Here is a 21,906-nt window from a genome sequence, read left to right as displayed (position 1 = left end):
CACTTTCGTGCGCTTCAGCTTTACTTCGCAATAAGGGAAAAACCTGGAGATCGAAAGGGAGGTAGGCCCCTTGCTGGACGTTAATAATTTTGAGTATATGAAAATTGGTCTTGCTTCACCGGATAAAATCCGCTCGTGGTCATTCGGAGAGGTTAAAAAGCCAGAAACCATTAACTATCGTACTTTAAAGCCTGAAAAGGACGGTCTATTCTGCGAAAGAATATTCGGTCCAACAAAGGACTGGGAATGTCATTGCGGCAAATACAAGCGTGTCCGCTATAAAGGCGTCGTTTGTGACCGCTGTGGAGTGGAAGTAACCCGTGCAAAGGTTCGTCGTGAACGAATGGGTCATATTGAGCTTGCTGCACCTGTTTCACATATTTGGTATTTCAAAGGGATTCCAAGCCGAATGGGACTAGTATTAGACATGTCACCACGGGCTTTGGAGGAAATCATTTACTTCGCTTCGTATGTAGTGACAGAATCCGGTGATACCGCCCTTGATAAGAAGCAGCTTCTATCTGAAAAAGAATATCGCGCGTACCGTGATAAGTACGGAAACAAATTCCAAGCAGCCATGGGCGCAGAAGCGATAAAAAAACTTCTTTCTGATATCGATTTAAACAAGGAAGTTGACTTTTTAAAAGAAGAATTAAAAACCGCTCAAGGCCAGCGCCGCACACGAGCTATTAAACGTCTTGAAGTGTTAGAGGCATTCCGTGGTTCAGGAAATGAGCCAGATTGGATGGTTCTTGATGTTCTTCCAGTCATTCCGCCAGAGCTTCGTCCAATGGTTCAATTGGATGGGGGAAGATTTGCAACATCTGACTTAAACGACCTTTATCGTCGTGTTATTAACCGTAACAACCGTTTAAAGCGATTATTAGATCTTGGTGCACCGAGCATTATCGTTCAAAACGAAAAGCGGATGCTTCAAGAAGCGGTTGATGCCTTGATTGATAACGGCCGTCGCGGCCGCCCGGTCACAGGTCCTGGTAACCGTCCATTAAAGTCACTTTCCCATATGCTAAAAGGAAAGCAAGGACGTTTCCGTCAGAACTTGCTTGGAAAACGGGTTGACTATTCAGGACGTTCCGTTATTGTTGTTGGACCAAACTTGAAAATGTATCAATGTGGTCTTCCAAAAGAAATGGCACTTGAACTTTTCAAGCCATTTGTGATGAAGGAACTTGTTGAGAAAGGTTTAGCCCACAACATCAAATCAGCAAAACGTAAAATCGAACGAGTTTCACCAGATGTTTGGGATGTACTCGAAGATGTCATCAGAGAGCATCCGGTTTTATTAAACCGTGCCCCAACATTGCATAGATTAGGAATTCAGGCATTTGAACCAACCCTTGTTGAAGGACGGGCAATTCGTCTTCATCCACTTGTATGTACGGCATACAATGCGGACTTTGACGGTGACCAAATGGCTGTTCACGTACCGCTATCATCTGAAGCTCAAGCGGAAGCACGCCTGTTAATGCTGGCTGCGCAAAACATCTTGAACCCTAAAGATGGTAAACCAGTTGTTACTCCTTCCCAGGACATGGTATTAGGGAACTATTACTTAACCCTAGAACGAGAAGGCGCAATTGGCGAGGGTATGATTTTTAAAGATACAAGCGAGGCAATCCTTGCTTATCAAAATGGTTATGTTCACTTCCATTCGCGAGTTGCTGTTCATGCTGGCTCATTGGGAAATGAAACATTTACGGAAGAACAAAACAATAAGCTGTTAATTACCACGGTTGGTAAGCTTATTTTTAATGAAATTCTGCCGAAATCATTCCCTTATATCAATGAACCAACAAGAAATAATCTAGAGGTTGAAACGCCTCAGAAGTATTTTGTTGAAAAAGGGGAAGACATTAGGGCGAAAATTATTCAAATGCCTTTAGTTGATCCATTCAAAAAGAAGATTCTTGGAAATATCATTGCAGAAGTATTCAAACGTTTCAAAATTACCGAAACGTCCAAAATGCTTGACCGCATGAAGGATTTAGGATTCAAACATTCGACAAAAGCTGGTATTACCGTAGGGGTAGCAGACATTGTCGTTCTTGGCGAAAAGGAACAGATCCTCCATGAGGCCCAAGCAAAAGTTGATAATGTGACAAAGCAATTCAGACGTGGTCTGATTACTGAAGATGAACGTTATGATCGTGTTATCGCTATCTGGAGCCAAGCAAAAGATGTTATTCAAGGTAAACTGATGAAATCCTTGAATAAAACGAATCCAATCTTTATGATGAGTGATTCCGGTGCCCGTGGTAATGCTTCCAACTTTACACAGCTTGCTGGTATGCGTGGTCTGATGGCCAACCCGGCTGGACGAATCATTGAGTTACCAATCAAATCAAGTTTCCGTGAAGGATTAACGGTATTAGAGTACTTTATCTCTACACACGGTGCGCGTAAAGGTCTTGCTGATACAGCCCTTAAAACGGCTGACTCTGGATATTTAACACGCCGTCTTGTTGATGTTGCTCAGGATGTTATTGTTCGTGAAGATGATTGCGGAACTGACCGCGGCTTCTTAATCAGTGCCTTAAAAGACGGTACTGAAATAATCGAAGGATTGGACGAACGTCTAATTGGCCGTTATGCAAGAAATGCTATCAAGCATCCTGAAACAAAAGAAGTTCTTGTTCCGGAAAATGGCTTGATTACTGAGGATTTAGCTGAAATCATTGTTGGTGCCGGTGTGGAAGAGGTTAAAATCCGATCTGCATTTACATGTAATACCCGTCATGGTGTATGTAAAAAGTGTTATGGCCGTAACTTGGCAACTGGTCAAGAGGTGGAGGTTGGTGAAGCAGTTGGTATTATTGCTGCTCAATCCATCGGTGAGCCAGGTACACAGTTAACGATGCGTACTTTCCATACTGGTGGTGTAGCAGGAGACGATATTACCCAAGGTTTACCACGTATCCAAGAAATTTTTGAAGCTCGTAACCCGAAAGGGGTTGCGGTAATTTCAGAAATTGACGGGATTGTCGTTGGCATTAATGAGGGTCGTGATCGTCAGCATGAAATCGTTGTTCAAGGTGAGGTCGAATCACGTACTTATAATGCGCCATATACAGCGCGCTTGAAGGTAGCAATCAATGATCCAATTGAACGCGGCCAAGAGTTAACGGAAGGTTCAATTGATCCGAAAGAACTGATCAAAGTGAAAGACGTTAAGTCGGTTCAAGAATACCTATTGCGTGAAGTACAAAAGGTTTACCGCATGCAAGGGGTTGAAATTGGCGATAAGCACGTTGAAGTAATGGTTCGTCAAATGCTCCGTAAAGTTCGTGTGAGTGATGCAGGTGAAACAGATGTTCTTCCAGGCACACTTCTTGATATTCATCAGTTTAGGGATGCGAATGAAAAAGCACTCTTAAGCGGGAAATTACCAGCGACAGGACGTCCAGTCTTACTTGGAATTACGAAAGCTTCCCTTGAAACAGATTCATTCTTGTCTGCCGCATCGTTCCAAGAAACAACAAGAGTTCTTACCGATGCAGCTATTAAAGGCAAGCGCGATGAATTACTCGGCTTAAAAGAGAATGTTATCATCGGGAAACTTGTTCCAGCTGGAACTGGCATGCCGCGTTACCGTAAAGCTGAGCCGGTGCTAAGAGATACAACATCCGAAGAAACCGTAACAATTGATTAATTAACGCGGTATCTGCCCTCTGGGCGGATACCGTATTTAAAGAAAAGTAAAATGTGGTGTTGACATCCATTTGCGAAGATGTTACTATATCAAAGGTGCTCCTATTCACCTGATACTTTGGAGGATATGCTTTATGTCTTATGAAAAAGTATTACAGGCACAAAGAATCGTTATAGGAACAAAACAAACAGTGAAGGCACTTAAAGAGGGACTTGTAAAAGAGATGGTAGTTGCTAATGACGCTGACAATAGCTTGACAGCGAAAATTATCAGTGAAGCTCTTGGATCGGATGTTCCCGTCCTCTATGTAGACTCCAAGAAAAAACTTGGGAAAGCATGCGGGATTGAAGTGGGTGCTGCAGCAGTTGCAATTATCCGTTAAAAACTGTTTTTGTAGATAGAGAAGTCTGCAAAAACTTTGTTTTTGCCAAAAAATGAACCACCTGGATGTGTGGGCTTACAAATAATGAAGGGAGGAAACAAATCATGCCTACTATTAACCAACTAGTGCGCAAGCCTCGTCAATCAGTGGCGGAGAAGTCAAAATCTCCTGCGCTTAATAAAGGTTATAACAGCTTTAAGAAATCACAAACGAATGTATCTTCACCACAAAAACGCGGAGTATGTACTCGTGTTGGTACTATGACTCCGAAGAAACCGAACTCAGCGTTACGTAAATATGCTCGTGTACGTTTGACAAACGGTATCGAGGTGACTGCATACATTCCTGGTATTGGCCACAACCTTCAAGAGCACAGTGTTGTTCTTATCCGTGGAGGACGTGTAAAAGACTTACCAGGGGTACGTTATCATATCGTCCGTGGCGCACTTGATACAGCTGGTGTAAACAACCGTATGCAAAGTCGCTCAAAATATGGTACAAAGAGACCAAAAGCAGCGAAAAAATAATCACTTTAAATAGAAGCTTCTTTGAAAGGAGGAAAATACATGCCACGTAAAGGTCCTGTAGCAAAAAGAGACGTATTACCAGATCCGCTATATAATTCAAAATTAGTTACTCGTCTAATCAACAAAATGATGGTTGACGGTAAAAGAGGTAAATCTCAAGAGATTCTTTATTCAGCGTTTGATACCATTCGTGAACGTACCGGCAAAGAGCCAATGGAAATCTTCGATGCGGCGATGAAAAACATCATGCCAGTACTTGAAGTAAGAGCTCGCCGTGTAGGTGGTGCAAACTATCAAGTTCCAGTTGAGGTGCGCCCTGACCGCCGTACAACTCTTGGTCTTCGCTGGTTAGTGAACTATTCACGTAATCGTGGAGAAAAGACGATGGAAGAGCGTTTAGCTAATGAAATCATGGATGCAGCTAACAACACTGGTGCAGCTGTTAAAAAGCGTGAAGATACACACAAAATGGCAGAAGCAAACAAAGCGTTTGCGCACTATCGTTGGTAATTTAACCTTATAACTTTTAAACTAGGAAGGAGAAAGACCCAATGGCAAGAGAGTTCTCCTTAGCAAACACTCGTAATATTGGTATCATGGCTCACATTGATGCTGGTAAAACGACGACCACTGAGCGTGTTCTTTATTACACTGGTAAGATTCATAAAATCGGTGAAACACACGAAGGCGCTTCTCAGATGGACTGGATGGAGCAGGAACAAGAACGCGGAATCACAATCACTTCCGCAGCTACAACTGCACAATGGAAGGGTCACCGCGTAAATATCATCGACACACCAGGACACGTAGACTTCACAGTTGAAGTTGAACGTTCTCTTCGTGTCCTTGATGGCGCTGTAGCTGTTCTAGATGCACAATCAGGTGTTGAACCGCAAACTGAAACAGTTTGGCGTCAAGCAACAACTTATGGTGTACCACGTGTAGTATATGTTAATAAGATGGATAAAATTGGTGCTGATTTCTTATATTCTATAGGAACAATCCATGACCGTCTGCAAGCAAATGCGCACGCAATTCAGTTACCAATTGGTGCTGAAGATCAGTTTAACGGAATCATTGACCTTGTGGAAATGAACGCGACATTCTACGGAAATGACTTAGGTACTGATATTGAAGTACGTGAGATTCCCGAAGAGTATAAAGAACTGGCAGAGGAATATCGTGAGAAGCTAGTTGAAGCAGTAGCAGAACTTGATGAAGAGTTAATGGAGAAATACCTTGGTGGTGAAGAAATCACTAAAGAAGAGCTTAAAGCCGGCATTCGTAAAGGTACCGTTAATGTTGAATTCTACCCTGTAATCTGTGGATCAGCATTCAAAAACAAAGGTGTTCAGCTGATGCTGGATGCAGTTATCGATTATCTTCCATCTCCATTAGACGTACCTGCAATCAAAGGTCATGCACCTGATGAAGAAGATGTAGTCGTAGAACGTCATTCTAGTGACGAAGAGCCATTCTCAGCTCTTGCATTCAAAGTTATGACTGACCCTTATGTTGGTAAATTAACATTCTTCCGCGTTTACTCCGGAATGCTAGAGTCTGGCTCATATGTTCAGAACTCTACTAAAGGGAAACGTGAACGTGTAGGACGTATCCTGCAAATGCATGCAAACAGCCGTCAAGAAATCTCAAAGGTTTTTGCTGGTGACATTGCTGCAGCTGTAGGTCTGAAAGATACAACAACTGGCGACACTCTTTGTGATGATAAAAACCTTGTCATCCTAGAGTCTATGCAATTCCCTGAGCCAGTAATTCAACTTTCAGTAGAACCAAAATCTAAAGCAGACCAAGACAAGATGACTACGGCATTACAAAAGCTTCAAGAAGAAGATCCAACATTCCGTGCACATACTGACCAGGAAACTGGACAGGTTATCATTGCCGGTATGGGAGAGCTTCACCTTGATATTTTAGTTGACCGTATGCGTCGTGAATTTAAGGTTGAAGCTAACGTAGGTGCACCACAAGTTGCCTATCGTGAAACTTTCCGTGGTTCTGCCCAAGTTGAAGGTAAATTTGCTCGTCAATCTGGTGGTCGTGGACAATACGGACACGTTTGGATTGAATTCGGACCGAATGATGAAGGTAAAGGCTTCGAGTTTGTTAACGGAATTGTCGGTGGTGTCGTTCCTCGTGAATACATCCCAGCCGTTCAAGCTGGTCTAGAAGATTCCCTTGATCGTGGTGTTCTTGCTGGATATCCATTGGTTGATATCAAAGCAAGATTGTTCGATGGATCATACCATGATGTCGACTCCTCAGAAATGGCGTTTAAGATTGCCGCTTCAATGGCACTTAAGAATGCTGCATCTAAGTGTAGTCCAGTAATCCTTGAGCCAATGATGAGGGTTGAGGTTACAATTCCTGAAGAATATTTAGGAGATATCATGGGACAAATCACTGCTCGCCGTGGCCGTGTTGAAGGTATGGATGCTCGTGGTAACGCACAAGTCGTTCGTTCAATGGTTCCACTTTCAGAAATGTTTGGTTATGCAACTGCACTTCGTTCAAGTACACAAGGCCGTGGAGTATTCTCTATGCACTTTGATCACTACGAAGAAGTACCAAAATCAATTTCTGAAGAAATCATCAAAAAAAATAAAGGTGAGTAATTGATTTTCGCCTTTCTTTAAAGTATAACTACTATTGTAAGCATGGAAGCTGATAAGTTGGGACAACCACCTGCAGCTTCCATAAAAAATATACTTAACTTTTATATTAAGAGGAGGATTTTCTAATGGGAAAAGCTAAATTCGACCGTTCTAAGCCACACGTTAACATTGGTACAATTGGACACGTTGACCATGGTAAAACAACTTTAACAGCTGCAATCACTTCTGTACTTGCTAAATCTGGTAAAGCAGAAGCACGCGGTTATGATCAAATCGACGGAGCACCTGAAGAAAAAGAGCGTGGTATCACAATTTCTACATCACACGTTGAGTACGAAACTGATGCTCGTCACTATGCACACGTAGACTGCCCAGGACACGCTGACTATGTTAAAAACATGATCACTGGTGCTGCACAAATGGACGGCGGTATCCTAGTTGTATCTGCAACTGATGGCCCAATGCCACAAACTCGTGAGCACATTCTTCTTTCTCGTCAAGTAGGCGTACCATACCTTGTAGTATTCATGAACAAGTGTGACATGGTTGATGACGAAGAACTTCTTGAGTTAGTAGAAATGGAAATTCGTGATCTATTATCAGAATACGACTTCCCTGGCGATGACACTCCAGTTATCAAAGGTTCTGCTCTTAAAGCATTAGAAGGCGAAGCTGCATGGGAAGAAAAAGTTATCGAACTTATGACTGCTGTTGATGAGTTCATTCCAACACCAACACGTGACACTGACAAACCATTCATGATGCCAGTTGAGGATGTATTCTCAATCACTGGTCGTGGAACAGTTGCTACAGGACGTGTTGAGCGTGGTGTAGTTAAAGTTGGTGACGTAGTTGAAATCGTAGGTTTCACTGAAGAGCCAAAATCTACTACTGTAACAGGTGTAGAAATGTTCCGTAAGCTTCTTGATTTTGCAGAAGCTGGAGACAACATTGGTGCCCTTCTTCGTGGTGTAGCACGTGAAGAAATCGAGCGTGGCCAAGTATTGGCTAAGCCGAAATCAATCACTCCACACACAAAGTTCAAAGCACAAGTTTACGTTTTATCTAAAGAAGAAGGTGGACGTCATACTCCATTCTTCACAAACTATCGTCCACAATTCTATTTCCGTACTTCTGATATTACAGGTATTTGTAATCTTCCAGAAGGCGTAGAAATGGTTATGCCTGGCGATCACATTGAAATGACTGTTGAACTTATCGCTCCAGTTGCTATCGAAGAAGGAACTAAGTTCTCTATTCGTGAAGGTGGACGTACAGTAGGTTCAGGTTCAATCACAACAATCCAAGAGTAATCACAATATAGAAAAAGCAGATGGGTGACGACCCATCTGCTTTTTTGTTTTTTGCTGTGTTAAAAGAGAATGTTGATTTCCGTTCCAGGCGCGAGCGGTGAGCCTCCTCGGCACTAAAGCGCCTGCGGGGTCTCACCTGTCCCGCTGCTCCCGCAGGAGTCTCGCGCCTTCCACTCCAATCAACATTGTGCTCGTAATCAACAATGTTCCTTAACACAGCCTTGTTTTTTAAAAATAAAGACTGAGTTCCTTCTATATATAATGTTTCCTCATTAAATCCTCATATATAATTAGGAGATTATTGGAGATAATCAAAAGCTATTGAAAAAAATTAATGCAGTCTATATAATAGGAAAAGTGTTCAGCAGAGAAGCCTAAAAAAATTCGTAATTAATGTTGCGTTTGCTTTATGTTTTATGTATAATAGACAATGTTGGTCTTTGACTGCGATGATGTGAAAGGTTGCTGACACACCCGGCCGCTTTGCCATGGCGAGTGTGTGGGAAATTTTCACTGAGAATGTCTATTTGAAAAATAGGCGAATAAAGGAGGGAAAATAATGGCAAAACAAAAAATTCGTATCCGTTTAAAAGCGTATGATCACAGAATCCTTGATCAATCAGCAGAAAAAATCGTAGAAACAGCAAAACGTTCAGGTGCGGCCGTTTCAGGACCGATTCCACTTCCAACGGAAAAGAGCATTTATACGATTCTTCGTGCGGTTCATAAGTACAAAGATTCACGTGAGCAATTCGAAATGCGGACACATAAACGTCTAATCGACATCGTTAACCCAACACCACAAACAGTTGATGCGTTAATGCGTTTAGATTTACCATCAGGTGTTGATATCGAAATTAAGCTTTAATCTAAATAAAAGAAAAATTATTCAGGAGGTGTGACTTAAATGACCAAAGGAATCTTAGGAAGAAAGATTGGTATGACTCAAGTGTTTGCAGAAAACGGCAACTTAATTCCTGTAACTGTAGTTGAGGTAGCTCCAAACGTAATCCTTCAAAAGAAATCAGTTGATAGCGATGGATACACAGCTGTTCAAGTTGGTTTTGAAGACAAACGTGAAAAGTTATCTAACAAACCAGAAAAGGGCCATGTTGCGAAAGCAAACACTGCTCCTAAGCGCTTCATTCGCGAATTCCGCGGAGACGACTTAGCAGCATATGAAGTTGGTCAAGAAGTCAAAGTTGATATTTTCGCTGCAGGCGATATCGTAGATGTAACAGGAATCTCAAAGGGTAAAGGTTTCCAAGGTGTTATTAAACGCCACGGACAATCCCGCGGCCCGATGGCTCACGGTTCACGTTATCATCGTCGCCCTGGTTCAATGGGACCTGTTGCTCCAAACCGCGTATTCAAAGGTAAACTTTTACCAGGACGTATGGGTGGAGACCAAGTTACAGTTCAAAACCTTGAAATTGTAAAGGTTGATGCTGAGCGTAACTTACTTTTAATCAAAGGTAACGTTCCAGGAGCTAGAAAAGCATTACTTAAAATTAAAGGTGCGGTAAAAGCATAATTACCTTTTAAGAAAGGAGGAACAAAGGAATGCCTAAAGTAGCATTATTAAACCAAAGCGGATCACAAGTTGGTGATATCGAGCTTAATGAATCTGTTTTTGGGATTGAGCCTAACCAACACGTATTATTTGAAGCAATTGTTATGCAACGCGCTTCATTACGTCAAGGAACTCATAAAACTAAAATTCGTTCTGAAGTACGCGGCGGTGGTCGTAAGCCATGGCGTCAAAAGGGAACTGGCCGTGCTCGTCAAGGGTCAATTCGTTCTCCACAATGGCGCGGAGGTGGTACAGTATTTGGACCAACACCACGCAGCTACAGCTATAAATTACCGAAAAAGGTTCGTCGCTTAGCGATCAAATCTGCATTATCTTCTAAAGTATTAGAAGAAAACATCCTGGTATTAGAAAGCTTAGCTTTCGAAGCACCAAAAACAAAAGATTTCAAAACAGTATTAGGCGGCCTTTCTGTAGAGAAAAAGGCACTTATCGTTACTGCTGACTTAGATGAAAACGTAGCATTATCTGCTCGTAACATCCCTGGTGTAACAGTTGTAACAGCTGATGGAATCAACGTATTGGACGTTGTCAATCATGATAAATTAATCATGACTAAAGCAGCGGTTGAAAAAGTAGAGGAGGTGCTTGCATAATGGATGCACGCGATATCATTAAGCGCCCCGTTATTACTGAGCGTTCTACTGACCTAATGGCTGAAAAGAAATATACGTTTGAAGTTGATGTTAGAGCTAACAAAACACAAGTTAAAGATGCTGTTGAAGTAATCTTTGGTGTTGATGTTGAGAAGGTTAACATCATGAACTATAAAGGGAAATTCAAGCGTATGGGTAAATTTGGCGGATACACAAACAAACGCCGTAAAGCAATTGTAAAATTAACTGCTGATAGCAAAGAAATTGAATTCTTTGAAGCATAAGAACCTAACAAGAAGAGGAGGGAAATAAAATGGCGATTAAAAAGTACAAACCTACCTCCAATGGTCGTCGCGGAATGACTACTTCTGATTTTGCTGAAATCACAACTAGTACTCCAGAGAAATCTCTTTTAGCACCGCTAACAAGAAAAGGCGGCCGTAATAACCAAGGTAAGTTAACTGTTCGTCATCAAGGTGGCGGCCACAAGCGTCAATATCGTTTAATCGATTTTAAACGTAACAAAGATGGCATTCCAGGACGCGTTGCCACTATCGAGTACGATCCAAACAGATCTGCAAACATTGCATTAATTAATTACGTGGATGGAGAAAAGCGTTATATCTTAGCTCCGAAAAACCTAGTAGTTGGCATGGAAGTAATGTCAGGCCCTGAGGCTGATATTAAAGTGGGTAACTCCCTTCCATTAGTAAATATCCCAGTTGGTACAGTAGTACACAACATCGAATTAAAACCAGGAAAAGGCGGCCAGTTAGTTCGTTCTGCTGGAACAAGCGCACAAGTACTTGGTAAAGAAGGTAAATACGTACTAGTACGTTTAACTTCTGGTGAAGTTCGTATGATTCTTGCTGAGTGCCGTGCATCTATCGGTCAAGTTGGAAACGAACAACATGAACTTATTAAAATTGGTAAAGCAGGACGTTCACGCTGGTTAGGCAAGCGCCCAACTGTTCGTGGATCTGTTATGAACCCTAACGATCACCCACACGGTGGTGGTGAAGGACGTTCACCAATCGGACGTAAGTCACCAATGTCTCCATGGGGCAAACCAACTCTTGGATACAAGACTCGTAAGAAAAAGAATAAATCAGATAAATTTATTGTACGTCGTCGTAAAAAATAACGGGACTCTGCTACGGTTCAAGGATAGAGCCGTAGAACAGTCACGAAGGGAGGTTCCTTCATGGGTCGCAGCTTAAAAAAAGGACCATTTGTTGATGATCATTTAATGGTTAAAGTCGAAAAGTTAAATGAAACGGAAAGTAAACAAGTTATTAAAACTTGGTCACGCCGTTCAACGATTTTCCCACAATTTATCGGCCACACAATCGCAGTTTATGATGGTCGTAAACATGTGCCTGTATATGTAACTGAAGACATGGTAGGACACAAGCTTGGAGAATTTGCTCCAACTCGTGCTTACAAAGGCCATGGTAATGATGACAAGAAAACAAGACGTTAAGAGAGGAGGGCATCCAAATGCAAGCTAAAGCTGTTGCAAGAACAGTTCGTATTGCTCCTCGTAAAGCACGTTTAGTCGTTGATTTAATCCGAGGTAAGCAAGTTGGTGAAGCGGTGGCGATTTTAAATCTCACTCCTAAGGCTGCTTCTCCAATCGTGGAAAAAGTTTTAAAATCAGCTATGGCAAATGCCGAGCACAACTATGAAATGGACGTAAACAATCTAGTTGTTGAGCAAGCATTTGTTGACGAAGGACCAACCTTAAAACGTTTCCGTCCTCGCGCTATGGGCCGTGCAAGCCAAATTAACAAACGCACAAGCCACATCACAATCGTATTATCAGAAAAGAAGGAGGGATAAGCTGTGGGTCAAAAAGTAAATCCTGTCGGTTTGCGTATTGGAATCATTCGTGATTGGGAATCTAAGTGGTACGCAGGCAAAGACTTCGCTACTCTTTTACACGAAGACCTTAAAATTCGTGAATATATCACGAAGCGTTTAAAAGATGCTTCTGTTTCTAAAGTAGAAATCGAACGTGCTGCAAACCGTGTGAACGTAACAGTCCATACAGCTAAGCCTGGTATGGTTATCGGTAAAGGCGGTACGGAAGTGGAAGCACTTCGTAAAGCATTAAACTCATTAACTGGCAAACGAGTTCATATCAACATTCTTGAAATCAAGAGAGCTGATGTTGATGCGAAATTAGTTGCTGAAAATATTGCTCGTCAATTAGAAAACCGTGTATCTTTCCGTCGTGCACAAAAGCAAGTAATTCAACGTGCAATGCGTGCTGGCGCAAAAGGTATTAAAACACAAGTATCTGGTCGTCTTGGCGGTGCTGATATTGCACGTGCTGAACACTACAGCGAAGGAACAGTTCCACTTCATACACTTCGCGCTGATATCGACTATGCTACAGCTGAAGCTGATACTACTTATGGTAAGTTAGGCGTTAAAGTATGGATCTATAAGGGCGAAGTCCTTCCTACTAAGAAGAAAAATGCGGAAGGAGGCAAATAATCATGTTATTGCCAAAACGCGTAAAATATCGCCGTCAACACCGTGGTAAAATGCGTGGTAACGCAAAAGGCGGCACTGAAGTAACTTTCGGTGAATTCGGTCTCCAAGCTACTGAAGCTTCATGGATTACAAACCGTCAAATCGAAGCTGCCCGTATTGCGATGACACGTTACATGAAACGTGGCGGTAAAGTATGGATTAAAATCTTCCCACATAAGCCTTACACTGCTAAACCGTTAGAAGTGCGGATGGGTTCCGGTAAAGGGGCACCTGAAGGCTGGGTAGCTGTTGTTAAGCCTGGAAAAATCATGTTCGAAATCGCTGGCGTTTCTGAAGAAATCGCACGTGAAGCACTTCGACTAGCAATGCACAAACTTCCAGTTAAATGTAAGTTTGTAAAACGAGAAGAAATTGGTGGTGAATCAAGTGAAAGCTAATGAACTGCGTGACCTTACCACTGCTGAAATTGAACAAAAAGTAAAATCTTTAAAAGAAGAACTTTTCAACCTTCGCTTTCAATTGGCGACAGGACAACTTGAAAACACAGCTCGTATTCGTGAAGTACGTAAATCGATTGCTCGTATGAAAACAGTTGTTCGCGAAAGAGAAATCAGCTTTAACAAGTAATCATTGAGAGGAGGTTCACGAATATGAGTGAACGCAACCAGCGCAAAGTTTACACTGGACGCGTTGTTTCTGACAAGATGGATAAAACCGTTACTGTTTTAGTCGAAACACACAAAAAGCATCCATTATACGGTAAACGCGTTAAGTACTCTAAAAAGTTTAAAGCTCATGATGAGCAAAACGAGGCAAAAATTGGTGATGTAGTACGCATCATGGAAACTCGTCCGCTTTCAGCTACTAAACGCTTCCGTTTAGTTGAAGTAGTAGAAAAAGCAGTTATTATTTAATTGTTCGGATTACGCAACATTCCGAAGGGAGGTTACACACATGATTCAACAAGAATCACGTTTAAAAGTTGCTGACAACTCTGGTGCTCGTGAAGTACTTACGATTAAAGTTCTTGGTGGTTCTGGCCGCAAAACCGCTAATATCGGTGATGTGATCGTTTGTACCGTGAAACAAGCAACACCTGGTGGCGTTGTTAAAAAAGGTGACGTTGTTAAGGCTGTTATTGTTCGTACAAAGAGCGGTGCCCGCCGCCCTGATGGTTCATACATTCGTTTCGATGAAAACGCATGTGTCATTATCAAAGATGATAAAGGCCCACGTGGAACGCGTATCTTTGGACCAGTTGCCCGCGAACTTCGCGACAACAACTTTATGAAAATCGTATCTTTAGCTCCAGAAGTATTATAATTTAAATCCAAATTGCCTTTAAGGAGGTGCTTACGGATGCATGTTAAAAAAGGTGATAAGGTCAGAGTGATCTCTGGTAAGGATAAAGGCAAAACAGGTGTAATCCTCGCTGCTTATCCTAAAGAATCCCGTGTTCTTGTCGAAGGTGTAAACATCGTTAAGAAACACTCGAAACCTTCTCAAGTGAACCCACAAGGCGGAATTATCAGCTTTGAGGCTCCAATCCATGTATCAAATGTTATGCCTATCGATCCTAAATCAGGTAACCCTACCCGTGTAGGTTCCAAAACGGTTGATGGCAAAAAAGTACGTGTAGCAAAATCCGGTGTAGTTTTAGATAAATAGTTAAAATTAAGAAGGGAGGTACAATAAGTGAACCGCCTAAAAGAAAAGTTTGTTAAAGAAGTGACACCTGCTCTTATGAGCAAGTTCAACTATAAATCAGTTATGCAAGTTCCAAAACTTGATAAGATTGTTATTAATATGGGCGTTGGTGACGCTGTTGCAAATGCAAAATCACTTGATAATGCAGTGGAAGAGCTTGCAACCATTACAGGTCAAAAACCTGTCGTAACACGTGCGAAAAAATCAATTGCTGGCTTCCGTCTTCGTGAAGGTATGCCAATCGGTGCAAAAGTTACACTTCGCGGTGAGCGCATGTACCAATTCTTGGATAAATTAGTTTCCGTTTCTTTACCCCGTGTTCGTGACTTCCGTGGTGTTTCTAAAAAAGCATTCGATGGTCGCGGCAACTATACATTGGGAATTAAAGAACAATTAATCTTCCCTGAAATTGATTACGATAAAGTAAGCAAAGTTCGTGGTATGGATATCGTTATCGTAACGACTGCTAACACTGATGAAGAATCTCGTGAACTTTTAACTCAATTTGGAATGCCATTCCAAAAGTAATCGTTAAATAAGGGAGGCGAAAACGTGGCTAAAAAGTCAATGATTGCGAAACAACAGCGCACGCCTAAATTCAAAGTACAAGAGTACACACGCTGCGAACGTTGCGGACGTCCACACTCTGTATACCGTAAATTTAAGCTTTGCCGTATTTGTTTCCGTGAATTAGCATACAAAGGACAAATTCCTGGTGTTAAAAAAGCTAGCTGGTAAAACTAGAAGTTTGGGAAGGAGGTAAAAATAATGGTCATGACAGATCCAATTGCAGATATGCTTACTCGCATTCGTAATGCGAACATGGTGCGTCACGAAAAGTTAGAAGTGCCTGCTTCTAATTTGAAAAAAGAAATTGCTGAAATTTTAAAGCGCGAGGGTTTCGTACGTGATGTCGAATTTATCGAAGACAATAAACAAGGTATCATCCGTATCTTCTTAAAGTACGGAGCAAATAACGAACGTGTTATTACTGGTCTTAAGCGCATAAGCAAGCCTGGACTTCGAGTTTACGCTAAATCTACTGAGGTACCACGCGTTTTAAATGGTCTTGGTATCGCATTAGTCTCAACATCTACTGGTGTTATTACTGATAAAGAAGCTCGTGCAAAACAAGTCGGCGGAGAAGTATTAGCTTACGTTTGGTAAGAGAGTTTCTGAATGAATGGAGGTGCACTAAATGTCTCGCATAGGAAAAAAACCGATTGAAATTCCAGCAGGAGTTACGGTTACTTTAAACAACAATACTGTTACTGTTAAAGGACCTAAAGGCGAACTAACTCGTTCTTTTAATCCTGACATTACAATTAACATTGAAGAAAACATTATTACAATCACTCGTCCTTCTGACGTGAAGGAACACCGCGCATTGCACGGAACAACTCGTGCGGTAATCGCGAACATGATTGAAGGTGTTTCCACTGGCTTTACAAGAAACTTAGAGTTAATCGGGGTTGGGTACCGTGTGCAAAAGCAAGGGAACAAGCTTGTTTTAAACGTTGGTTACTCACATCCAGTTGAATTTGAACCTGAAGCCGGTCTTGAAATTGAGGTACCTTCCAATACAAAGATTACCATTAAAGGTACTGATAAAGAACGTGTTGGCGAATTAGCTGCCAATATTCGCGGAGTACGTCCTCCAGAGCCGTATAAAGGCAAAGGAATTCGTTACGAAGGTGAATTCGTTCGTCGTAAAGAAGGTAAAACAGGTAAGTAATGCCGCATAAGGTAAATGAAAGGAGTGACGTAAATGATTACGAAGCTTGATAAAAACGCTACTCGCAAGAAAAGACATGCTCGTGTTCGTGCGAAACTTAGCGGTACCTCAGCTCGTCCGCGTCTAAATGTGTTTCGTTCTAACAAACATATTTATGCTCAAGTGATTGATGATATGAGCGGAGTAACTTTAGCAAGTGCTTCTACTTTAGATAAAGAATTTACTCTTGATTCTTCTAGTAATGTTGAAGCAGCAAAAGCGGTCGGTGAATTAGTCGCTAAACGTGCGGTAGAAAAAGGTATCACTTCTGTTGTCTTTGATCGCGGAGGATACCTATACCATGGACGTGTTCAAGTATTAGCTGACGCTGCCCGCGAAAACGGCTTACAATTTTAATAGACAAAGGAGGGACACAAAAAGATGCGTCGTATTGATCCAAACAAACTTGAACTTGAAGAACGCGTAGTTACAGTTAACCGTGTTGCGAAAGTTGTTAAAGGTGGACGTCGTTTCCGTTTCTCTGCTCTAGTAGTAGTCGGGGATAAAAACGGTCATGTCGGATTCGGTACTGGTAAAGCACAAGAAGTGCCAGATGCGATTCGTAAAGCCATCGAAGATGCAAAGAAAAACTTAGTCGAAGTGCCAATGGTTGGAACGACTGTTCCTCACCAAGTAATTGGTCGTTTTGGTGCTGGTGAAATTCTTCTAAAACCTGCTTCTGAAGGTACAGGAGTTATTGCCGGCGGTCCAGTTCGTGCCGTACTTGAGTTAGCAGGGGTAGCTGATATCCTTTCTAAATCATTAGGAACGAACACACCAATCAACATGGTGCGAGCTACAGTTGAAGGGTTAAAACAATTAAAACGTGCTGAAGACGTAGCGAAATTACGTGGTAAATCAGTAGAAGAACTGTTAGGATAAGGGGGGAATTCAAATGGCGAAACTTTTAATTACCCTTAACCGCAGTGTAATTGGTCGCCCTGAGGACCAACGTGCAACAGTTACTGCATTAGGTTTACGTAAATTAAATCAAACAGTTGAGCATCAAGATAACGCTGCGATTCGCGGTATGATTAACAAAGTTGCTCACCTTGTAACAGTTAAAGAACAATAATTGATTGTTTTCTTTCATAAGGAGGTGCCAATATGAAACTTCATGAATTAAAACCTGCCGAAGGTTCCCGTAAAGAACGTAAAAGATTAGGACGCGGTATCGGTTCTGGTCAAGGGAAAACTGCTGGTAAAGGTCATAAGGGACAAAATGCTCGTTCCGGCGGTGGCGTAAGACTAGGTTTCGAAGGTGGTCAAACTCCTTTATTCCGTCGTTTACCAAAACGTGGTTTTACCAATGTCAGCCGTAAAGAATTTGCCATTGTCAATCTTGATACGTTAAATCGCTTTGAAGACGGTACAGAAGTTACTCCAGAACTTCTTATCGAAACAGGCGTAGTAAGTAACGAAAAAGCAGGAATTAAGATTCTTGCTAATGGAACGCTAGAGAAAAAGTTGACTGTAAAAGCTCACAAATTCTCCTCTGCTGCTAAGGAAGCAATCGAAGCTGCCGGTGGAACTACTGAGGTGAACTAATGTTCCAGACAATCTCCAATTTTATGCGCGTGGGTGATATAAGAAAAAAGATTATTTTCACCCTTTTAATGTTAGTCGTATTTCGACTTGGTACATTTATACCAGTACCGAATGTAAATGCAGAAGTGCTTGCTAATCAAGATAAGCTTAGTGTATTCGGTATTTTAAATACCTTTGGCGGTGGAGCATTAAAACAATTCTCCATTTTCGCGATGGGTATCATGCCGTATATCACTGCATCGATTATCATTCAGCTTCTGCAAATGGATGTCGTTCCGAAGTTTACAGAATGGTCCAAACAAGGTGAATCAGGGCGTCGTAAGATTGCTCAAATCACCCGTTATTTCACGATCGTTCTTGGATTTATCCAAGCATTAGGAATGTCTTATGGTTTTAATAACTTAGCCGGTGGACAATTGATTCAAAACACTGGAATTGGTACTTATTTATTGATTGCAGTTACTTTAACTGCCGGTACAGCTTTCTTGATGTGGTTAGGCGAGCAAATTACTGAAAAAGGTGTTGGAAATGGAATTTCCATTATCATCTTTGCCGGGATCGTTGCTGGTATGCCTAGTACCATTAATCAAATCTTTGTACAGCAATTTGAAAACGCAGGAGAAGCTCTTTTCTTACGTATTGTAACTGTAGTTCTAATAGCACTTGCGGTTATTGCCATTATCGTTGGAGTTATTTTCATTCAACAAGCAAACCGTAAAATTCCAATTCAATATGCAAAACGCGTAGTAGCAGGACGGAATCCGGTAGGTGGTCAATCCACGCACATGCCGTTAAAGGTTAACGCAGCCGGCGTTATTCCTGTAATCTTTGCTGTTTCGTTTATTGTAACACCAAGGACAATTGCATCATTTTTTTCACAAAATGATGTAACACTTTGGATTAATAAATATCTTGACTATTCTCATCCTGTTGGGATGACGCTATATGCAGCACTGATTATCGCGTTTACTTATTTCTATGCTTTTATCCAAGTTAACCCTGAACAAGCAGCGGAAAACTTACAGAAGCAAAGCGGCTATATTCCGGGCATTCGTCCAGGAAAGAGCACGCAGGAATACTTAACTCGCGTTTTATACCGTTTAACTTTTGTTGGGGCAATCTTCTTAACAGTGATTGCTGTCCTTCCGACTATTTTTATAAAAATAGCGAATTTGCCGCAATCGGCGCAAATCGGAGGAACAAGCTTGCTGATCGTCGTCGGGGTTGCACTTGATACGTATAAGCAGCTTGAATCACAATTAGTTAAACGTCATTATAAAGGTTTTATTAAGTAATAGGTTTTGGGGGCCGTTGGTTCCCTGAACCCCATTTATAGCACGAGGGGGAACACGTGTGAATTTAGTATTAATGGGCCTTCCAGGTGCCGGCAAAGGTACTCAGGCTGAAAGAATCGTCGAACAATACGGCATCCCTCATATCTCTACAGGAGATATGTTCCGTGCAGCGATGAAAGAAGGAACTGAACTAGGAATAAAAGCGAAATCCTTTATGGATAAGGGTGAACTTGTTCCTGATGAAGTTACGATTGGGATTGTACGGGAACGATTAAGTAAAGAAGACTGTCAAAAAGGCTTCCTACTAGATGGTTTTCCTAGAACAGTACCTCAAGCAGAAGCATTGGAAAATCTATTAGTTGATTTAAATAAAAAAATCAATTATGTGATAAATATAAATGTAGACAAGAGTATTCTAATGGACCGTTTGACGGGACGCCGGATTTGTAAAGAATGTGGATCGACTTATCATTTAGTATTTAATCCTCCTGCAAAAGAGGGTGTATGCGACCGCTGTGGCGGTGAGCTTTATCAAAGAGCTGATGATAATGCAGAAACCGTTCAAAATCGCTTAGACGTCAATATCAAACAGCAAGAACCATTACTTACTTTTTATGAAACAAAAGGCTACCTCCGCACGATTGATGGTCAGCAGGATATTCAAAAAGTATTCGCTGATATCGAGCAATTGCTTGAGGACTTGCATTAATGCTCATTAGTGAAACCGAGCGAGCGACTCTCGAACATCTCTTCAAAAGAAATCAAAAGTATGTGGAAGCAAAAGCTTTTCTATTGTACTGAGTATGTAGGACCGAGAGTTGGGCAAGACTTACATGTGGAATTCGTTATTCCTGATAATGTAGAAATTACTTGCGGACAGAAGACGAACAATATGTTAATATTATAAGGTTGCTATTGTAGTACAACTGAGAAGAAATGCTTTATATATGATGATCAGAAGGGAGACGAGATGATGGCCAAAGATGATGTTATTGAAATTGAAGGTAAGGTTATTGAAACTTTGCCAAATGCAATGTTTAAGGTAGAATTAGAAAATGGTCATACTGTGCTAGCTCATGTTTCTGGTAAAATTCGAATGCACTTCATTCGAATCCTTCCGGGTGACAAGGTGACTGTTGAGCTTTCTCCATATGACTTAACACGCGGAAGAATTACTTACCGCTTCAAATAATCAGCTTGCACTCCGTACCATTAAGGAGGTTAGGATAATGAAAGTAAGACCATCTGTTAAACCGATCTGCGAAAAGTGCAAAGTTATCCGTAGACGCGGAAAAGTTATGGTTATCTGTGAAAACCCTAAACATAAACAAAAACAAGGTTAATTTTGAAGGAGGTGCGCTTCAATATGGCACGTATTGCTGGTGTAGATATTCCACGTGAAAAACGTGTAGTAATCTCATTAACTTACATTTATGGTATTGGTAAAAATACCGCACAAAAAGTTTTAGCAGAAGCTGGTGTTTCTGAAGATACTCGTGTGCGTGATTTAACTGAAGAAGAATTAAACAAAATCCGTGACATCATCGACAAATTAAAAGTTGAAGGTGATCTTCGCCGTGAAGTTTCTCTTAACATTAAGCGTTTAATGGAAATCGGCTGCTACCGCGGATTACGTCATCGTCGTGGTTTACCGGTTCGTGGACAAAATACGAAAAACAACGCTCGTACACGCAAAGGTCCTCGTAAGACTGTTGCGAACAAGAAGAAGTAATCGGCAAAGGAGGTTATTTAAATGGCACGTAAAACGAATACACGTAAACGTCGTGTTAAAAAGAATATTGAATCTGGTATCGCGCATATCCGTTCAACATTTAACAATACAATCGTAACTATCACTGATGTTCATGGTAATGCAATTTCATGGTCAAGTGCTGGTGCACTTGGATTTAGAGGTTCTCGTAAATCTACTCCATTCGCAGCTCAAATGGCAGCTGAAACTGCAGCTAAGACATCTATTGAACACGGCATGAAAACTTTAGAAGTTACTGTTAAAGGACCTGGCGCAGGACGTGAAGCTGCTATCCGTGCTCTTCAAGCTGCTGGTCTTGAAGTAACAGCAATCAAAGACGTTACACCTGTTCCTCATAACGGATGCCGTCCACCAAAACGCCGCCGTGTTTAATTTTTCTGTATAGAACTCGTATCATGCGTCTATAATGGATATGATACTTATTTTTCCAGAAAATTTATTCCAGTTGTTGTGCACAAAACGGGAACGTATACATGGGGGAATTTCAATTATTAATTATAAATAATTGAGGTTTCGACGTTTTGAAGGAGGGTTATTTGATGATCGAAATAGAAAAACCAAAAATCGAAACGGTTGAGATCAACGATGATGCCAAGT

The 21,906-nt window shown here is 41.4% G+C and carries 33 protein-coding genes; all 33 read left to right on the top strand.

The window, feature by feature from the left end:
• Positions 1-70: 70 nt before the first annotated feature.
• The 33 genes from rpoC (at position 71) to rpsK (ending at position 21,681) form a co-directional block, all read left to right on the top strand.
• Entirely contained in the window at positions 71-3,670 is a 3,600-nt protein-coding gene (gene rpoC / locus ACFVSW_RS24555) for a DNA-directed RNA polymerase subunit beta' (RefSeq protein ID WP_387319232.1), read from the top strand.
• A gap of 133 nt (positions 3,671-3,803) precedes the next feature.
• A complete protein-coding gene (locus ACFVSW_RS24550) occupies positions 3,804-4,052 on the top strand; it encodes a 50S ribosomal protein L7ae-like protein (RefSeq protein ID WP_387319231.1) in 249 nt (82 codons plus the stop codon).
• Between the two features lie 104 nt (positions 4,053-4,156).
• A complete protein-coding gene (gene rpsL, locus ACFVSW_RS24545; RefSeq protein WP_248736895.1) occupies positions 4,157-4,579 on the top strand; it encodes a 30S ribosomal protein S12 in 423 nt (140 codons plus the stop codon).
• Positions 4,580-4,618: 39 nt separating this feature from the next.
• Positions 4,619-5,089 carry a 30S ribosomal protein S7 gene (gene rpsG, locus ACFVSW_RS24540; protein ID WP_387319230.1) on the top strand — a complete coding sequence of 157 codons (471 nt, stop codon included), beginning with the start codon at positions 4,619-4,621 and terminating at the stop codon, positions 5,087-5,089.
• A gap of 41 nt (positions 5,090-5,130) precedes the next feature.
• Positions 5,131-7,212: an elongation factor G gene (fusA, locus tag ACFVSW_RS24535; protein ID WP_387319229.1), complete on the top strand. Its 2,082-nt coding sequence runs from the start codon at positions 5,131-5,133 to the stop codon at positions 7,210-7,212.
• 125 nt (positions 7,213-7,337) lie between these two features.
• Positions 7,338-8,525 carry an elongation factor Tu gene (tuf, locus tag ACFVSW_RS24530; RefSeq protein ID WP_387319228.1) on the top strand — a complete coding sequence of 396 codons (1,188 nt, stop codon included), beginning with the start codon at positions 7,338-7,340 and terminating at the stop codon, positions 8,523-8,525.
• Between the two features lie 559 nt (positions 8,526-9,084).
• Positions 9,085-9,393: a 30S ribosomal protein S10 gene (rpsJ, locus tag ACFVSW_RS24525; protein ID WP_034676072.1), complete on the top strand. Its 309-nt coding sequence runs from the start codon at positions 9,085-9,087 to the stop codon at positions 9,391-9,393.
• A gap of 39 nt (positions 9,394-9,432) precedes the next feature.
• Positions 9,433-10,059 (top strand): 50S ribosomal protein L3, encoded by a 627-nt coding sequence (gene rplC, locus ACFVSW_RS24520; protein ID WP_387319227.1) that lies wholly within the window; start codon positions 9,433-9,435, stop codon positions 10,057-10,059.
• 29 nt (positions 10,060-10,088) lie between these two features.
• Positions 10,089-10,712 carry a 50S ribosomal protein L4 gene (gene rplD, locus ACFVSW_RS24515; RefSeq protein WP_387319226.1) on the top strand — a complete coding sequence of 208 codons (624 nt, stop codon included), beginning with the start codon at positions 10,089-10,091 and terminating at the stop codon, positions 10,710-10,712.
• Entirely contained in the window at positions 10,712-10,996 is a 285-nt protein-coding gene (rplW, locus tag ACFVSW_RS24510) for a 50S ribosomal protein L23 (RefSeq protein WP_024027905.1), read from the top strand. Before rplD ends, rplW begins: the two co-directional genes overlap by 1 nt.
• Before the next feature lie 29 nt (positions 10,997-11,025).
• A complete protein-coding gene (gene rplB / locus ACFVSW_RS24505) occupies positions 11,026-11,856 on the top strand; it encodes a 50S ribosomal protein L2 (RefSeq protein WP_024027904.1) in 831 nt (276 codons plus the stop codon).
• 60 nt (positions 11,857-11,916) lie between these two features.
• On the top strand, positions 11,917-12,195 hold the full coding sequence (gene rpsS / locus ACFVSW_RS24500) for a 30S ribosomal protein S19 (protein ID WP_026565526.1): 279 nt from the start codon (positions 11,917-11,919) through the stop codon (positions 12,193-12,195).
• 17 nt (positions 12,196-12,212) lie between these two features.
• Entirely contained in the window at positions 12,213-12,554 is a 342-nt protein-coding gene (rplV, locus tag ACFVSW_RS24495; RefSeq protein WP_024027902.1) for a 50S ribosomal protein L22, read from the top strand.
• 3 nt (positions 12,555-12,557) lie between these two features.
• Positions 12,558-13,214 carry a 30S ribosomal protein S3 gene (gene rpsC / locus ACFVSW_RS24490; protein WP_024027901.1) on the top strand — a complete coding sequence of 219 codons (657 nt, stop codon included), beginning with the start codon at positions 12,558-12,560 and terminating at the stop codon, positions 13,212-13,214.
• 2 nt (positions 13,215-13,216) lie between these two features.
• Complete coding sequence (gene rplP / locus ACFVSW_RS24485; protein WP_024027900.1) at positions 13,217-13,651, top strand: 50S ribosomal protein L16; 435 nt, start codon at positions 13,217-13,219, stop codon at positions 13,649-13,651.
• A complete protein-coding gene (rpmC, locus tag ACFVSW_RS24480; RefSeq protein WP_024027899.1) occupies positions 13,641-13,841 on the top strand; it encodes a 50S ribosomal protein L29 in 201 nt (66 codons plus the stop codon). Before rplP ends, rpmC begins: the two co-directional genes overlap by 11 nt.
• 23 nt (positions 13,842-13,864) lie before the next feature.
• The gene (gene rpsQ, locus ACFVSW_RS24475) at positions 13,865-14,128 is read left to right on the top strand and encodes a 30S ribosomal protein S17 (RefSeq protein ID WP_007085281.1); all 264 of its coding nucleotides are present in this window, start codon (positions 13,865-13,867) and stop codon (positions 14,126-14,128) included.
• A 40-nt stretch (positions 14,129-14,168) separates the two neighbouring features.
• Positions 14,169-14,537 carry a 50S ribosomal protein L14 gene (gene rplN / locus ACFVSW_RS24470; RefSeq protein WP_024027898.1) on the top strand — a complete coding sequence of 123 codons (369 nt, stop codon included), beginning with the start codon at positions 14,169-14,171 and terminating at the stop codon, positions 14,535-14,537.
• A gap of 36 nt (positions 14,538-14,573) precedes the next feature.
• Positions 14,574-14,882 carry a 50S ribosomal protein L24 gene (gene rplX / locus ACFVSW_RS24465; protein ID WP_024027897.1) on the top strand — a complete coding sequence of 103 codons (309 nt, stop codon included), beginning with the start codon at positions 14,574-14,576 and terminating at the stop codon, positions 14,880-14,882.
• 27 nt (positions 14,883-14,909) lie between these two features.
• Positions 14,910-15,449 carry a 50S ribosomal protein L5 gene (rplE, locus tag ACFVSW_RS24460; RefSeq protein WP_387319224.1) on the top strand — a complete coding sequence of 180 codons (540 nt, stop codon included), beginning with the start codon at positions 14,910-14,912 and terminating at the stop codon, positions 15,447-15,449.
• Positions 15,450-15,473: 24 nt separating this feature from the next.
• Positions 15,474-15,659, top strand: a complete 186-nt coding sequence (gene rpsN / locus ACFVSW_RS24455; RefSeq protein WP_007085277.1) for a 30S ribosomal protein S14 — start codon at positions 15,474-15,476, stop codon at positions 15,657-15,659.
• 30 nt (positions 15,660-15,689) lie between these two features.
• Positions 15,690-16,088 carry a 30S ribosomal protein S8 gene (gene rpsH, locus ACFVSW_RS24450; protein WP_024027895.1) on the top strand — a complete coding sequence of 133 codons (399 nt, stop codon included), beginning with the start codon at positions 15,690-15,692 and terminating at the stop codon, positions 16,086-16,088.
• 31 nt (positions 16,089-16,119) lie between these two features.
• Positions 16,120-16,656, top strand: a complete 537-nt coding sequence (rplF, locus tag ACFVSW_RS24445) for a 50S ribosomal protein L6 (RefSeq protein ID WP_387319223.1) — start codon at positions 16,120-16,122, stop codon at positions 16,654-16,656.
• Positions 16,657-16,689: 33 nt separating this feature from the next.
• On the top strand, positions 16,690-17,052 hold the full coding sequence (rplR, locus tag ACFVSW_RS24440) for a 50S ribosomal protein L18 (RefSeq protein WP_024027893.1): 363 nt from the start codon (positions 16,690-16,692) through the stop codon (positions 17,050-17,052).
• A 24-nt stretch (positions 17,053-17,076) separates the two neighbouring features.
• Positions 17,077-17,577, top strand: coding sequence for a 30S ribosomal protein S5 (gene rpsE, locus ACFVSW_RS24435; RefSeq protein ID WP_248736922.1), 501 nt, complete (start codon positions 17,077-17,079; stop codon positions 17,575-17,577).
• 13 nt (positions 17,578-17,590) lie between these two features.
• Positions 17,591-17,770 carry a 50S ribosomal protein L30 gene (gene rpmD / locus ACFVSW_RS24430; protein WP_024027891.1) on the top strand — a complete coding sequence of 60 codons (180 nt, stop codon included), beginning with the start codon at positions 17,591-17,593 and terminating at the stop codon, positions 17,768-17,770.
• 32 nt (positions 17,771-17,802) lie between these two features.
• Positions 17,803-18,243 (top strand): 50S ribosomal protein L15, encoded by a 441-nt coding sequence (gene rplO, locus ACFVSW_RS24425; protein WP_024027890.1) that lies wholly within the window; start codon positions 17,803-17,805, stop codon positions 18,241-18,243.
• Positions 18,243-19,538 (top strand): preprotein translocase subunit SecY, encoded by a 1,296-nt coding sequence (gene secY / locus ACFVSW_RS24420; protein WP_387319222.1) that lies wholly within the window; start codon positions 18,243-18,245, stop codon positions 19,536-19,538. The genes rplO and secY overlap by 1 nt, the downstream gene beginning before the upstream one ends.
• Positions 19,539-19,596: 58 nt before the next feature.
• Positions 19,597-20,247, top strand: coding sequence for an adenylate kinase (locus tag ACFVSW_RS24415; RefSeq protein WP_387319221.1), 651 nt, complete (start codon positions 19,597-19,599; stop codon positions 20,245-20,247).
• Positions 20,248-20,511: 264 nt separating this feature from the next.
• Positions 20,512-20,730, top strand: a complete 219-nt coding sequence (infA, locus tag ACFVSW_RS24410; RefSeq protein ID WP_007085268.1) for a translation initiation factor IF-1 — start codon at positions 20,512-20,514, stop codon at positions 20,728-20,730.
• Between the two features lie 37 nt (positions 20,731-20,767).
• Positions 20,768-20,881 carry a 50S ribosomal protein L36 gene (rpmJ, locus tag ACFVSW_RS24405; protein WP_000868344.1) on the top strand — a complete coding sequence of 38 codons (114 nt, stop codon included), beginning with the start codon at positions 20,768-20,770 and terminating at the stop codon, positions 20,879-20,881.
• 23 nt (positions 20,882-20,904) lie between these two features.
• Positions 20,905-21,270: a 30S ribosomal protein S13 gene (rpsM, locus tag ACFVSW_RS24400; RefSeq protein WP_024027887.1), complete on the top strand. Its 366-nt coding sequence runs from the start codon at positions 20,905-20,907 to the stop codon at positions 21,268-21,270.
• A gap of 21 nt (positions 21,271-21,291) precedes the next feature.
• Positions 21,292-21,681 (top strand): 30S ribosomal protein S11, encoded by a 390-nt coding sequence (gene rpsK / locus ACFVSW_RS24395; RefSeq protein ID WP_024027886.1) that lies wholly within the window; start codon positions 21,292-21,294, stop codon positions 21,679-21,681.
• The last annotated feature ends 225 nt before the right edge of the window (positions 21,682-21,906 follow it).

The organism is Neobacillus sp. NPDC058068 (assembly GCF_042885335.1).
GTDB lineage: Bacteria > Bacillota > Bacilli > Bacillales > Cytobacillaceae > Neobacillus.
This window is presented reverse-complemented; position numbering and strand designations above follow the sequence as displayed.